We start from the raw sequence: 13,631 nt of genomic DNA, 5'->3' as shown, positions 1-13,631 counted from the left end.
GGGTGACCCACCTCATCACCGCCACCGACCTCGCCCACGAGATCGAGGACGTCGTCGTGCTCGACGTCCGCTGGGCGCTCACGACGGCGAACACGCCCGCCGGCCGGCAGGACTACGAGGCGGGCCACGTGCCGGGAGCGTTCTTCGTCGACCTCGACACCGAGCTCGCGGCGCCCGCCGGCGAGGGTGGCCGGCACCCGCTGCCCGACCCCGGGGTCGTGCAGACGGCGCTGCGGCGAGCGGGCATCACCCAGCGCAGCCGCGTGGTCGCCTACGACGCCAAGGACTCGTATGCAGCCGCGCGGGCCTGGTGGGTGCTGCGCTGGCTCGGCATCGACGACGTCCGCGTGCTCGACGGCGGCTGGGCCGCGTGGGTCGCCGCCGGCCTGCCGGTCTCGACGGACGAGCCGCACGACCGCAGCGGGGACGTCGTCGTGCGCCCCGGACAGCTGCCGACGCTCGACGCCTCGTCGGCTGCGGTGCTCGCGCGCGAGGGACTGCTCCTGGACGCCCGCGCGCTCGAGCGCTACGCCGGCGAGACCGAGCCGATCGACCCCGTGGCCGGCCACATCCCCGGGGCCGTCAGCAGCCCCACGACCGAATGGGTCACCGCTGACGGGACGTTCCGCCGCGACCTCGCCGAGCACTGGTCGCGGGTGACCGGCGGCGCCGCCACCGGCAGCGGCCCCGTCGGCGTCTACTGCGGCTCCGGCGTCACCGCGGCCCACGAGATGCTCGCGCTCGCCGAGCTCGGTGTCGACACCGTGCTCTACCCCGGGTCGTGGAGCGAGTGGATCCGCGACCCGTCCCGGCCCGTCGCCACCGGCCGCACCCCGGGCTGACCCACCCCGCCCCCCTGCCCGGTTCGCCCTGCACCCCCGCTGACGCAGCCCTTGCGCAACACACCCGGAAACGGTCAGCCGGCGCTGGTTGCAGCCGTCGCGCGTTGACCGTTGGCGGGTGTGTTGCGGGCAAGACGCACGTATGCCGCCCGCCCGAGGTGGGCGGACGGCATACGTGGTCGGACGGGAGGGCTCAGCAGCCGACGAGGCGCTGCGCCAGGTAGCCCTCGACCTGGTCGAGGGCGATGCGCTCCTGCGCCATGGTGTCGCGCTCGCGGATGGTCACCGCGTGGTCGTCGAGCGTGTCGAAGTCGACCGTGATGCAGAACGGCGTGCCGATCTCGTCCTGGCGGCGGTAGCGCTTGCCGATGGCACCGGCATCGTCGAAGTCGATGTTCCAGTGCTTGCGCAGCGTGGCGGCGAGGTCACGCGCCTTGGGCGACAGGTCGGCGTTGCGCGAGAGTGGCAGCACGGCAGCCTTGACCGGCGACAGGCGGGGGTCGAGACGCAGCACGACGCGCTTGTCGACACCGCCCTTGGTGTTGGGCGCCTCGTCCTCGGCGTAGGCGTCGACGAGGAAGGTCATGAGCGAGCGGGACAGGCCGGCTGCCGGCTCGATGACGTACGGGGTGTACTTCTCGCCGGTCGTCTGGTCGAAGTAGACGAGGTCGGTGCCCGAGTGCTTCGTGTGCGTCGACAGGTCGAAGTCGGTGCGGTTGGCGATGCCCTCGAGCTCGCCCCACTCGGAGCCGGCGAACCTGAAGCGGTACTCGATGTCGACGGTGCGGGTCGAGTAGTGCGACAGCTTGTCGAGCGGGTGCTCGAAGTGGCGCAGGTTGTCGGGGTTGATGCCGAGGTCGGTGTACCACCGGGTGCGCTCGTCGATCCAGTACTGGTGCCACTCGGCGTCCTCGCCCGGCTTGACGAAGAACTCCATTTCCATCTGCTCGAACTCGCGCGTGCGGAAGATGAAGTTGCCGGGCGTGATCTCGTTGCGGAAGCTCTTGCCGGTCTGGGCGATGCCGAACGGCGGCTTCTTGCGCGAGGCCTGCATGACGTTGTTGAAGTTGACGAAGATGCCCTGGGCGGTCTCGGGGCGCAGGTAGTGCAGGCCCGACTCGTCCTCGATGACGCCGAGGTGGGTCTTGAGCATCATCTGGAAGTCGCGCGGCTCGGTCCACCGGCCCTTGGTGCCGCAGTCGGGGCACACGATGTCGGTCATCGGGATCGAGTCGGGGTCGGCGATGCCCTTCTTCTCCGCGAGTGCCTCCTGCAGGTGGTCCTGGCGGCGGCGCTTGTGGCAGTTGAGGCACTCGACGAGCGGGTCGGTGAACGTACCGACGTGGCCGGAGGCGACCCAGGTCTCGCGCGGCAGGATGATCGAGGAGTCGAGGCCGACGACGTCGTCACGGCCGGTCACCATCGACTTCCACCACTGGCGCCGGATGTTCTCCTTGAGCTCGACGCCGAGGGGGCCGTAGTCCCAGGCAGACCGGGTGCCTCCGTAGATCTCACCGCTCGGGAAGACGAAGCCCCTGCGCTTGCAGAGGCTGACGACGGTGTCCACGATGGATGTCTGCTTGGCCATGCGGGACAGGTTATCGGGCCGGCGCCGGTCGGTTTACCACGTGTCCTGCGTATGCCGCCGCGTCCCCTACGCTCGTCAGGTGTCCTTGAGCTTCCGTTCCCGAGTCGAGCACGCGTCGGCCCCCTGGGTCGAGCGGATGAACGCCGTGCCGCGGCCCGTGGCGATCGGCGTCCTCTTCGCCCTGCTGGCCGTCGGCGTCCTCGCGCCGCGTCCATGGGCCGGCATCGCCTTCCTCGTCGTGGCCGCGTTCGTGGGGTGGCTGCTCTTCCTCACGTGGCAGCGGCTGGCGCTGTCGGAGCGGCTGATGCGCACTGCGGTGCTCGTGCTGGCCGTCGCCGTCGCCGTGGTGAGGATCGTGCCCGGCGCCTGACACGCGGGCTGCGCGCCTGCGCGCCTGCGCGCGGGCGCGGCGGCGCAACCGGCATCTCGATTTTGACAATCATTCTCATTTTAGGTGACGATGGTTCCCGTGAGGCATCCCCTTCCACGTCCCCGCCGGCGCGTCGGCGCCCCGGCCAACCTGGCGGCTCTCGCCGTCACGGCCACCCTCGCCCTCGGCGCCTGCAGCGCCGGGTCCCCGTCGAGCGAGCCCGACTCCCCCATCGTGACGTCGTTCTACCCGATCCAGTTCGCGACCCAGCAGGTGGTCGGCGACGCGGCCGAGGTCACGGTGCTGACCCGGCCCGGGGCCGAGCCGCACGACCTCGAGCTCGCGCCCCAGGACATCGGCGGCATGACCAAGGCGAGGCTCGTCGTCTACGCCGACGGGTTCCAGCCGGCGGTCGACGAGGCCGTCGGGCTCGTCGACGGAGCGAAGGTGCTCGACGTGGCCGACGCGGCGAAGCTCGTCCCGGCCAGTCCCGACGAGCACGAGGGCGAGTCGGCCGAGGAGCACGACGACCACGGTCACGGCGCCGACGACCCGCACTTCTGGCTCGACCCCACTCGCTACGCCGCCGTCGCCGAGGCCATCAGCGCGCGCCTGTCGAAGGACGACCCGTCCAGGTCCTCGACCTACGCGCGCAACACCGCAGCCTTCGTCGAGAAGCTGTCGCAGCTCGACGACGAGCTGCGGGCCGGCCTCGCGCACTGCCGCACCGAGCAGCTCGTCACCAGCCACGGCGCCTTCGGCTACCTGGCGGCCCGCTACGGCCTCCACCAGCAGGGCATCACCGGCATCTCCCCCGAGGCCGAGCCGAGCGCCAGCGCCCTCAAGGCCGTCTCCGACCTCGTGTCGTCTGCGGGCGTCACCACGATCTACCAGGAGACGCTCGTCGAACCGCACTTCGCGCAGACGGTCGCCGAGTCCACCGGGGCCAAGGTCGCGACGCTCGACCCGATCGAGGGCATCACCTCCGCCACGCGCGGCACGGACTACTTCGAGGTCATGCGCAGCAACCTCGCGACACTGCGCGAAGGACAGGGGTGCTCATGAGGTCCGCTCAGCTCCTGCCCGACGGCCCGGCGGCCCCTGACGCCGTCGTGGCCCTCCGCGGCGCCGGCTTCGGCTACGGCGACCGGCCCGTGCTGACCGACGTCGACCTGACGATCCGCAGCGGCGAGATCGTGGCCATCGTCGGCCCCAACGGCTCCGGCAAGTCCACCCTGATGAAGGGCGTGCTCGGCCTCAACGAGCGCACATCCGGTACGGTCAGCCTCTTCGGCGTCGACAGCGCCGAGTTCCACGACCGCGCGCGCATCGGCTACGTGCCCCAACGGCATACGTTGTCGGCGTCGGTGCGGGCGACCGCCGAGGAGATCGTGTCGACGGGCCGCCTGGCCCGCATGGGCTGGCTCGGGCGGCTCCGCGCGGCCGACCGCCAGGTCGTGGCCCGCTCGCTCGAGGTCGTCGGTCTCGCCGACCGCGCCACCACCGAGGTGAGCACCCTCTCCGGCGGGCAGCAGCGCCGCGTCCTCATCGCACGTGCACTCGCCGCCGAGCCGGACATCCTGATCATGGACGAGCCGACCGCGGGCGTCGACGCCGCGAGCCAGCACGTGCTGGCCGACGTGCTCGAGCGCCTGGTCGAGCGCGACGTGACGATGGTGATCGTCACCCACGAGCTCGGCCCCCTCGAGCGGCTGCTCAGCCGGATCGTCGTCGTCGACGGCGGGCACATCCGGTTCGACGGCACGCCGCAGGAGTACGCCCACGCCCGCGACCACGTGCACCACGACCATGACAGCCACCACCACGACCACGAGCTCGACGGGCACGCGTCGCTGGCGCACGGCCCGCTCGACGCGACCCACCCCGAAGGGCTGCGGCCATGACCGACCTGCTCACGGTCGACTTCATGCAGCGGGCGCTCGTCGCCGCGCTGCTCGTCGGCACCGTCGCCCCGATGGTGGGCATCTTCCTCGTGCAGCGCCGGCTCTCGCTCATCGGGGACGGGATGGGCCACGTCGCGCTCGCGGGTGTCGCCATCGGTCTCGTCACCGGGTCCGCACCGGTGCTCACGGCGCTCGTGGCGGCGCTCGTCGCGGCCGTCGTCATCGAGCTGCTGCGCACCCGGGGCCGGACCAACGGCGACGTCGCGCTCGCCGTGATCTTCTACGGTGGCATCGCCGGCGGCGTCGTCATCATCAGCAAGTCACCTGACGGCACCCCGGCGAACCTCATGAAGTACCTCTTCGGGTCGATCCTCACCACGCAGCGCGGCGACCTCTACCTCTTCGCCGGTCTGGCCCTTCTCATCGCCGTCACCACGTGGGTGCTGCGCCCCCGCCTCTTCGCCGTCGCCAACGACGAGGAGTACGCGCGAGCGGTCGGCATCCCGGTGCTGCCCCTCAACATCGTGCTGGCCGTGCTCACGGCGACCACGGTCGTCGTCGCCATGCGTGTCGTCGGGCTGCTGCTCATCAGCGCCCTGATGATCGTGCCCAACGCCGCGAGCCAGCTCGTCGCGAGGTCGTTCAGCAGCGGGCTGCGCTGGGCCATCGGGTTCGGCCTGGTGTCGTCCGTCGGCGGCGTCGCCCTCTCCTACCCGCTCAACACCCCGTCCGGCGGCACCATCGTGCTGCTCGCGGTCGGGCTCTTCGTCGTCACGGCACTCGTCACCGGCATCCTGGCCCGGGTCGGCGGACGCCGCCATGACGTCGCGGAACGGCACGAGCACGAGCACGGGGCGGAGTGCGGGCACCCGGCCGTGCCGCACGGCGACCACGTCGACTACGTCCATGACGGCCACCTCCACGCAGCGCACGAGGGCCACTACGACGAGCACGGAGTGCACCACCACGAGGACAGCCTGGCCGCCCGCGACGGCGTCACAACGTCCGACACGATCGCACCGACGACAGGGACGAGGCCATGACCGACCGGAGCAGCAGCACCACTCGCAAGCCGACCCGCCAGCAGGCCGCTGTCGCAGACCTGCTCGAGAAGTCCGACGACTTCACCTCGGCGCAGACCGTGCACGCCCGGCTGCGCGAGGCAGGCGCGGGCGTGGGCCTCGCCACGGTCTACCGGACCCTCCAGGCCATGGTCGACGCGGGCACGGTCGACGTCCTGCGCACCGACGACGGCGAGGCGGTCTACCGCGCCTGCTCGACACACCACCACCACCATCTCGTGTGTCGTGCGTGCGGTCGCACCGTCGAGGTCGAGGGTCCCGCCGTCGAACGGTGGGCCGACAAGGTCGCAGAGGACCACGGGTTCCGCGACGTCACGCACACCCTCGAGATCTTCGGCACCTGCGCCGACTGCGCCACCGTAGGAAACTGAGCACTCGACGAGAAGTCCCAGTCGAGTGCCCAGTTCCCGACGTCGCTAGGCGGTCGTGGGGGTGTCGACGGCGCCGCCGTAGCGGCGGTCACGGGCGACGTACTCCTCGATGGCGGCCCACAGGTCGCGCCGGTCGTAGTCGGGCCAGAGACGGTTCTGGAAGACCATCTCGGCGTAGGCCGACTGCCACAACAGGAAGTTCGACGTGCGCTGCTCCCCCGACGACCTCACGAAGAGGTCGACGTCGGGCATCGTCGGCTCGTCGAGGTACTTCTTGATGGTCTTCTCGTCGACGGACCCCGGGCGCAGCCGACCGCCCTTGACGTCATGAGCGATTCGCTGCACGGCATCGGCGATCTCGGCACGTCCGCCGTAGTTCACGCAGAAGTAGAGGGTCAGCCCCGTGTTGTGCTGGGTCAGCTCCTGGGCGACCTCGAGCTCCTTGATGACCGACCGCCAGAGCCGCGGCGCGCGTCCGACCCAGCGCATGCGCACGCCCCACTCGTGCAGCTGGTCGCGGCGGCGCCGGATGACGTCGCGGTTGAATCCCATGAGGAAGCGCACCTCCTCGGGCGACCGGCGCCAGTTCTCCGTCGAGAACGCGTATGCCGACAGGTGCGTGACGCCGACCTCGACGGCCCCAGCGACGACGTCGAGCAGCGACGCCTCCCCCGCCTCGTGGCCCTTGGTGCGCGGCAGCCCCCGCTGGTTGGCCCACCGTCCGTTGCCGTCCATGACGATCGCCACGTGCTTGGGGAGCAGCTCGGCGGGGATCGAGGGCGGCGTGGCGCCGGACGGGTGCGGGAACGGCTTGGCGTACATGGGTCTCCGGATCGGTGAAGTCGGGTTCGATTGCGGCTCAGGCACGCTCGACCAGGCGCAGCGAACGCAGACCACGCTCGATGTGCCACTGCAGAAAGGCGGAGACCATGCCGTTGCCCTGACGACGATGCCGTTCGTCGCTCGCGTCGGCAACCTCCCAGTCGCCGGCGAGCAGGGAGGCGAGCAGCTCGAAGGTCTCGGGCGCGGGTGCGCTCGACCCGGGCGGACGGCATACGGAACAGACGGCCCCGCCCGACTGCACGTTGAAGGCACGGTGCGGCCCGCTCGCGCCGCAGCGCGCGCAGTCGACGAAGCTCGGCGCCCAGCCGGCGACGGCGAGCGAGCGCAGCAGGTAGGCGTCGAGGACGAGCCCCGGGTCGTGCGCCCGCTCGGCGAGCGACCGCAACGCACCGGCGAGGAGCAGGTACTGCTGGGTCTGCGGCTCGTGCTCCTCGGTGAGCTGGAGCGCGGTCTCGAGCATCGAGGTCGCGCACGTGTAGGCGGTGTAGTCGCGGGCGATCGCGTTGCCGTAGGGGGCGAGAGTCTCGACCTGGGTGACGGTGTCGAGGTTGCGACCCTCGTAGCACTGGACGTCGACGACCATGCCGGGCTCGAGCCGCGACCCGAAGCGCGACTTCGTGCGGCGTACGCCCTTGGCCACCGCGCGCACCCGCCCGCGCGTGCGCGTGAGCATCGTGATGATGCGGTCGGCCTCACCCAGCTTGTGGGTGCGCAGGACGATCGCCTCGTCACGGTAGAGGGGCATGCGGCCATTCTCCCCCGCCGCCCGTGGTGCGCCGCACCGCACGCGCCGTCGCCTCCGGAAAGCACGGCGAAGGCGCTCGAGACAGACCGCGTCAGTCGAACACGCGTTCGAGGTTTCGGGTTATCGTGGGGGCATGGACCTCGCTCTCCAGGGTTCGCTGCTCGACCTCAGCGACGCGATGACGCTGCGGGCCGTCGGCACCGGACTCACCCGCCACCACCTCGCGCGCGGCGCGTGGGTCGACGTGCGCCCGGGCTGGCTCGCCGCCGGTGACGAGCTCTTCACCGCCCTGCTGCGCGACGTCCCCTGGCACGCCGAGCGGCGACAGATGTACGACTCCGTGGTCGACGTGCCGAGACTGACCAAGTTCTACGCCGGCGGCGAGCAGCTCCCCCACCCGCTGCTCGACGAGGCGCGCGACGCCCTCAGCGCGCACTACGCCGCCGAGCTCGGCGAGCCGTTCGTCACCGCCGGGCTGTGCCTCTACCGCGACGGCCGCGACAGCGTCGCCTGGCACGGCGACCGCATCGGCCGGTCGCGCGACAGCGACACGATGATCGCGATCCTGTCACTGGGGTCGCCCCGCACCTTGGCGCTGCGCCCGCGCGACGGCGGAGCCATCCCCGGGTCGACGACAAAGAGCTTGCGCTACCCCCTCGGACATGGTGACCTCGTGGTGATGGGTGGCTCGTGCCAGCGCACGTGGGACCATTCGGTGCCCAAGACGTCCGACCCCATGGGACCACGCATCTCGGTGCAGTTCCGTGTAGCCGGCGTCCGCTGACACCAAGGAGATTCCCGTATGCCGTCCAGCCGCTCAGGTGGCCCCCTTCCCTTCCTCGACCATCTCGCGGCCGACTCGGCGCGGTTCCGCGCCGCCCTCGCCGAGGCGCCCGCCGACGTGCGTGTGCCGACCTGCCCCGACTGGGACGCCGACGACCTGCTCTGGCACCTCGCCGAGGTGCAGTGGTTCTGGGGCGAGATCGCCGAACGGGGTCTCACCGACCCGGCCGAGCTCGACGCGATGGACTCCGACCGCGAGGAGCGCCCTGCCGACCGTGCCGGCCTGCTCGCCTTCTACGACCGGTCGAGCGAACGCCTCCACCGCCTCCTGTCCGAGCTGCCTCCCGAGACCCCGCTGTGGATGTGGGCCGACGACAAGACCGCGGGCTACATCCGGCGCCGGCAGGCCCACGAGGCGATGATCCACCGCCTCGACGCCGAGCTCACCGTCGGCGACCGCACACCCCTCGACTGCCGGCTCGCCGCTGACGGTGTCGACGAGGCACTGCGGATCATGCGCGGCTACGAGCCCGAGCCCGGCCTGACGCACGCGCCGACAGGCCCCGCCGTGACGATCGCGACGGTCGACGCGATGCACGCCTGGACCGTGACCCCCGTGCGCATCACCGGGACCGACGGCGACGGCGACGCCATCGACACCCAGCGCTTCCTCGTGGTCGACGGGCCCGACGAGACGGCGGCCGCCGAGATCTGCGGGTCGGCCGCCGACCTCGACTGCTGGCTCTGGAACCGCCCCGCCGAGGGCGAGATCGCGCGCGACGGAGACCCTGCCGCCCTGGCCGCGGTCGACGCGGTGATCGGCGGCTCGATCGACTGAACCGGCGCCTGCGTCGGCGTCCTAGGTGTACCCGGTCAGGACGTTGGTAACGGCGTGCCTGGCTGAGCAAACGAGAACCTCCGGATGGGATGTGGCTTGTCTAAGGCCCACTCCAACCCGGAGGTTCTCGTGTCCCACGGTAGTGCTCGCCTGACCGTTCACGGTCGCCGGCTGATCGTCCAGCGCCACCAGGCCGGCTGGAAACAAGCCCACATCGCGGCAGCGATGGGGGTCTCTCGCAAGTGCGTGAAGACGTGTATCGAGCGCCACGCCGCCGAAGGTGAGCGCGGTCTGGTCACGCGCTCCTCGCGCCCACACGCGATGCCCGGCAAGACCAGCGACCAGGTCGAGCAGCAGGTCCTGGCCGCCAGGGCGCAGCATCGCGAAGGCCCGGACGTGCTTGGCCCGAGGCTCGGGGTGCCGGCCCGGACCGTGTCCCGGATCCTGCGCCGCCACCAGGTGCCCTACCTGCGTGAGTGTGACCCGATGACCGGTGAGGTGATCCGGTCCTCGAAACAGACCGCGATCCGCTACGAACGTGAGCGGCCCGGCGAGCTGGTCCACATGGACGTCAAGAAACTGGGCAAGATCCCCGACGGCGGCGGCTGGCGTGCCCGCGGTCAGACCCGCACCAACCACCAGAGCCGCCCAGACAAGACGCCCGTCGGCTACGACTACGTCCACTCACTCGTCGACGACCACTCCCGGCTGGCCTACTCCGAAATCCTTCCCGACGAGCGCAGCGCGACCTGTGCCGGCTTCCTCGAACGGGCCGCGGCCTACTTCGCGGGCAAGGGCATCGACCGGATCGAACGAGTGATGACGGACAACGCCTTCGCCTACCGCTACGGCGCCGACATCAAACGGATATGCGCTCAGCTGGGTGCGACCCAGAAGTTCATCAAGCCCCACTGCCCGTGGCAGAACGGCAAGGTCGAGCGCTTCAACCGAACCCTGGCCACCGAGTGGGCCTACCGCAAAGCCTTCACCACCAACGAGGACCGCGCTGCCGCCCTTGCGCCCTGGCTTGAGCACTACAACACTGAACGACGCCACAGCGCCCTCGGAGGCAAACCACCAACCAGCCGGCTGCTACCAACCTGATGGCCGGGTACACCTAGGCGCCGACGTAGGCGGCGAGGTGCTTGCCCGTGAGCGTCGAGCGGGCGGCCACCAGGTCGGCCGGGGTTCCCTCGAACACGACCGTGCCGCCGTCGTGGCCGGCGCCCGGGCCGAGGTCGATGATCCAGTCGGCGTGGGCCATGACGGCCTGGTGGTGCTCGATGACGATGACCGACTTGCCCGAGTCGACGAGACGGTCGAGCAGCCCGAGCAGCTGCTCGACGTCGGCCAGGTGCAGGCCGGTCGTCGGCTCGTCGAGGACGTAGGTGCCGCCCTTCTCACCGAGGTGGGTGGCGAGCTTGAGCCGCTGCCGCTCGCCGCCCGAGAGCGTCGTCAGCGGCTGGCCGAGGCTGAGGTAGCCGAGGCCGACGTCCTCGAGGCGGCCGAGGATGGTAGCGGCAGCCGGAACCTTGGCCTCGCCCTCGCTGAAGAAGGCGTGCGCCTCCGACACCGGCATGGCGAGCACCTCGGCGATGTTCTTGCCGCCGAGCTCGTACTCCAGCACGGCCGCCTGGAACCGCCGGCCCTCGCAGTCCTCGCACGGCGACTCGACGGTGGCCATGACCCCGAGCTCGGTGAAGATGACTCCGGCGCCGTTGCAGGTCGGGCACGCCCCCTCGGAGTTGGAGCTGAAGAGCGCAGGCTTGACCCCGTTGGCCTTGGCGAACGCCTTGCGGATCGGTTCGAGCAGGTCGGTGTAGGTCGCCGGGTTGCTGCGGCGCGATCCCTTGATCGCGGCCTGGTCGATCGTGACGACGCCCTCGCGGCCCTCGACGGAGCCACGCACCAGCGAGCTCTTGCCCGAGCCGGCCACGCCGGTTAGCACGACGAGCACCCCGAGAGGGATGTCGACGTCGACGTCGCGAAGGTTGTTGGTGTCGGCGCCGCGCACCTCGAGGGTGCCGGTGGGTGTGCGCACCGTCGACCTCAAGGTGGCGCGGTCGTCGAGATGGCGTCCCGTGACGGTGTCGCTGGCGCGCAGGTCCTCGACCGTGCCCTCGAAGACGATCTGGCCGCCGCCTGTGCCGGCTGCCGGGCCGAGGTCGACGACGTGGTCGGCGATGGCGATGGTCTCGGGCTTGTGCTCGACGACGAGCACGGTGTTGCCCTTGTCGCGCAGCCGCAGGAGCAGGCCGTTCATCTGGGCGATGTCGTGCGGGTGCAGCCCGATCGTCGGCTCGTCGAAGACGTAGGTGACGTCGGTGAGCGAGCTGCCGAGATGACGGATCATCTTGGTGCGCTGCGCTTCTCCGCCCGACAGGGTGCCGGCGGGTCGCTCGAGCGAGAGGTAGCCGAGCCCGATCTCGACGAACGAGTCGAGGCTGTGGCGCAGCGACGTCAGCAGCGGCGCGACGGAGGGCTCGTCGAGGTCGCGCAGCCACTCGGCGAGGTCGCTGATCTGCATGGAGCACAGGTCGGCGATGCTCTTGCCCGCGATCTTGGACGAGCGAGCCTCGGGCGTCAGGCGGGTCCCGTCGCACTCGGGACAGGTCTGGAACGTCACGGCGCGCTCGACGAACCGGCGCACGTGCGGCTGCATGGCCTCGGGGTCCTTGGACAGCATCGACTTCTGGATCTTGGGGATGATCCCCTCGAAGGTGAGGTTGACGCCCTCGACCTTGATCTTGGTCGGCTCGGCGTAGAGCATCGTGTCGAGCTGCCTCTTGGTGAACTTCTCGATCGGGGTGTCCATGGGCAGCCCGACGCCCTCGAAGAGCCGGCCGTACCACCCGTCCATCGAGTAGCCGGGGACGGTCAGGGCCCCGTCGCTCAGCGACTTCGTCTCGTCGTAGAGGGCGGTCCGGTCGATGTCGCTGACGTGGCCCATGCCCTCGCACCGCGGGCACATGCCGCCGAGGTAGACGGCCTCGCGCACGACGGCCTTCGAGACCCGCCCACCCTTGTCGGTGGACATGACGCCACTCGCCTTGCGGGTGGGCACGTTGAAGGAGTACGCCGTGGGCGGGCCGACGTGCGGCTGACCGAGGCGGCTGAAGAGGATGCGCAGCATCGCGTTGGCGTCCGTGGCCGTGCCGACGGTCGAGCGCGGGTTGGCGCCCATGCGCTCCTGGTCGACGATGATCGCCGTCGTCAGCCCCTCGAGCACGTCGACGTCGGGCCGCGCGAGGTTCGGCATGAAGCCCTGCACGAAGGCGCTGTAGGTCTCGTTGATCATGCGCTGCGAGTCGGCCGCGATGGTGTCGAAGACGAGCGAGCTCTTGCCGGAGCCGGACACCCCGGTGAAGACGGTGAGCCGGCGCTTCGGGATCTCGACGCTCACGTCCTTGAGGTTGTTCTCGCGCGCCCCCTGCACGCGGATCAGGTCGTGGCTGTCGGCGACGTGGCGCTCGGACGTCTCGGTGGCGGTCTGGCTGGCCTTGCTCATCGTGTCTCCATCGTCAGTGGTGGGCATCGAAGTCCGTCCGGGTCGCCGGGGCGTCAGACCAGCCAGCGGCCGTCCCGCATGAGGTCGCGCCCGGCGAGCTCGTCGGCTTCACGCCAGGCCTGCACGCGCCGGGGCGCGATGCGAAACCAACGGTACGACGTGGAAAGCTGCCGCGGGTCGAAGCCGGTGCGCGCGGCGAACCGGTCACCCTCCTGCTGCCCCAGCTCGCCGATCTCGAGCACCTCGACGTCACCGTCGACCATCGTGACGTCGCGGGTCTCGCCGAGGCCCAGGCGCACCGTGCGGCCGGCCGCGAGGTTGCGGCCGGTCGGGCTGTCGGTCGGCGTCGCGACGAGCAGCACCTCGCCGTCCCAGTCGAAGGAGAGCGGAACGAGGTACGGCGTCCCGTCGGCCGAGGCGGTCGCGACCCAGAGGTCGACGTCCTCGGTCAGCCGGGTCTCGGTGTCTCGTCGGCGTTGGGCGCGGGGGCGCGGCTCGTCGGTCACGGTCACTCCGGGGTGCTCGGTGCGCGGTCTCTCACGGTCACGCTATCCGCGACGCCGGGAAGTGGGCACTCGACCTGAGGTGGGCGTCGGGAAGTGGGCACTCGACCTGAAGCCAAGGGCACTCGACGAGGGGCGGTCTCAACCCGTCTGCGCAACGTTGAGTAGTTCGTTGAGCCTAACGGCCGGGGTGTGGAATCCGAGGGTGGCTCGGGGGCGGGTGTTGAGCAGCTGCTCGACGCGGGTGATCTCCG

Annotated in this window: 14 protein-coding genes; 9 read left to right on the top strand and 5 right to left on the bottom strand. The window is 70.7% G+C overall.

The genetic code is table 11. The features are described 5' to 3' along the window. Positions 1–2 precede the first annotated feature (2 nt). The gene (locus ACXR8F_RS21210; protein ID WP_458803559.1) at positions 3–842 is read left to right on the top strand and encodes a sulfurtransferase; all 840 of its coding nucleotides are present in this window, start codon (positions 3–5) and stop codon (positions 840–842) included. Between the two features lie 193 nt (positions 843–1,035). Here the strand turns inward: ACXR8F_RS21210 and ACXR8F_RS21205 are convergent, their stop codons facing one another. Next, positions 1,036–2,430 carry a glycine--tRNA ligase gene (locus ACXR8F_RS21205; protein ID WP_045193227.1) on the bottom strand — a complete coding sequence of 465 codons (1,395 nt, stop codon included), beginning with the start codon at positions 2,428–2,430 and terminating at the stop codon, positions 1,036–1,038. Between the two features lie 79 nt (positions 2,431–2,509). On the opposite strand from ACXR8F_RS21205, the gene ACXR8F_RS21200 reads away from it, so the two are divergent. The 5 genes from ACXR8F_RS21200 to ACXR8F_RS21180 all read left to right on the top strand — a co-directional run bounded on the left by ACXR8F_RS21200 (position 2,510) and on the right by ACXR8F_RS21180 (position 6,157). Further along, positions 2,510–2,800, top strand: a complete 291-nt coding sequence (locus ACXR8F_RS21200) for a DUF6703 family protein (RefSeq protein WP_458803556.1) — start codon at positions 2,510–2,512, stop codon at positions 2,798–2,800. Between the two features lie 90 nt (positions 2,801–2,890). Next, entirely contained in the window at positions 2,891–3,865 is a 975-nt protein-coding gene (locus ACXR8F_RS21195; protein ID WP_458803582.1) for a metal ABC transporter substrate-binding protein, read from the top strand. Next, positions 3,862–4,704, top strand: coding sequence for a metal ABC transporter ATP-binding protein (locus ACXR8F_RS21190; protein ID WP_458803554.1), 843 nt, complete (start codon positions 3,862–3,864; stop codon positions 4,702–4,704). The genes ACXR8F_RS21195 and ACXR8F_RS21190 overlap by 4 nt, the downstream gene beginning before the upstream one ends. Beyond that, on the top strand, positions 4,701–5,747 hold the full coding sequence (locus tag ACXR8F_RS21185) for a metal ABC transporter permease (RefSeq protein ID WP_458803552.1): 1,047 nt from the start codon (positions 4,701–4,703) through the stop codon (positions 5,745–5,747). The genes ACXR8F_RS21190 and ACXR8F_RS21185 overlap by 4 nt, the downstream gene beginning before the upstream one ends. After that, on the top strand, positions 5,744–6,157 hold the full coding sequence (locus tag ACXR8F_RS21180; RefSeq protein WP_045193231.1) for a Fur family transcriptional regulator: 414 nt from the start codon (positions 5,744–5,746) through the stop codon (positions 6,155–6,157). Before ACXR8F_RS21185 ends, ACXR8F_RS21180 begins: the two co-directional genes overlap by 4 nt. 45 nt (positions 6,158–6,202) lie before the next feature. Here ACXR8F_RS21180 and ACXR8F_RS21175 read toward each other — a convergent pair whose 3' ends face one another. Then, positions 6,203–6,979 (bottom strand): isoprenyl transferase, encoded by a 777-nt coding sequence (locus tag ACXR8F_RS21175; protein WP_458803549.1) that lies wholly within the window; start codon positions 6,977–6,979, stop codon positions 6,203–6,205. 37 nt (positions 6,980–7,016) lie between these two features. Further along, positions 7,017–7,745 carry a DNA repair protein RecO gene (gene recO / locus ACXR8F_RS21170; protein ID WP_458803548.1) on the bottom strand — a complete coding sequence of 243 codons (729 nt, stop codon included), beginning with the start codon at positions 7,743–7,745 and terminating at the stop codon, positions 7,017–7,019. Positions 7,746–7,878: 133 nt separating this feature from the next. On the opposite strand from recO, the gene ACXR8F_RS21165 reads away from it, so the two are divergent. The 3 genes from ACXR8F_RS21165 (at position 7,879) to ACXR8F_RS21155 (ending at position 10,470) form a co-directional block, all read left to right on the top strand. Further along, positions 7,879–8,529 (top strand): alpha-ketoglutarate-dependent dioxygenase AlkB, encoded by a 651-nt coding sequence (locus ACXR8F_RS21165; protein ID WP_458803546.1) that lies wholly within the window; start codon positions 7,879–7,881, stop codon positions 8,527–8,529. Positions 8,530–8,547: 18 nt separating this feature from the next. Beyond that, complete coding sequence (locus ACXR8F_RS21160) at positions 8,548–9,366, top strand: maleylpyruvate isomerase family mycothiol-dependent enzyme (protein WP_458803544.1); 819 nt, start codon at positions 8,548–8,550, stop codon at positions 9,364–9,366. Positions 9,367–9,495: 129 nt separating this feature from the next. Further along, positions 9,496–10,470 (top strand): IS481 family transposase, encoded by a 975-nt coding sequence (locus ACXR8F_RS21155; RefSeq protein ID WP_458803542.1) that lies wholly within the window; start codon positions 9,496–9,498, stop codon positions 10,468–10,470. Between the two features lie 13 nt (positions 10,471–10,483). Here the strand turns inward: ACXR8F_RS21155 and ACXR8F_RS21150 are convergent, their stop codons facing one another. Both ACXR8F_RS21150 and ACXR8F_RS21145 read right to left on the bottom strand, forming a co-directional pair. After that, complete coding sequence (locus ACXR8F_RS21150) at positions 10,484–12,874, bottom strand: ATP-binding cassette domain-containing protein (RefSeq protein ID WP_458803540.1); 2,391 nt, start codon at positions 12,872–12,874, stop codon at positions 10,484–10,486. A 53-nt stretch (positions 12,875–12,927) separates the two neighbouring features. Continuing rightward, the gene (locus ACXR8F_RS21145) at positions 12,928–13,380 is read right to left on the bottom strand and encodes a pyridoxamine 5'-phosphate oxidase family protein (protein ID WP_045190556.1); all 453 of its coding nucleotides are present in this window, start codon (positions 13,378–13,380) and stop codon (positions 12,928–12,930) included. Between the last annotated feature and the right edge of the window lie 251 nt (positions 13,381–13,631).

This window comes from Terrabacter sp. AAH1 (genome assembly GCF_054456855.1).
The sequence above is the reverse complement of the archived record's forward strand: the minus strand, read 5'-3'. Positions and strand labels throughout refer to the sequence as shown.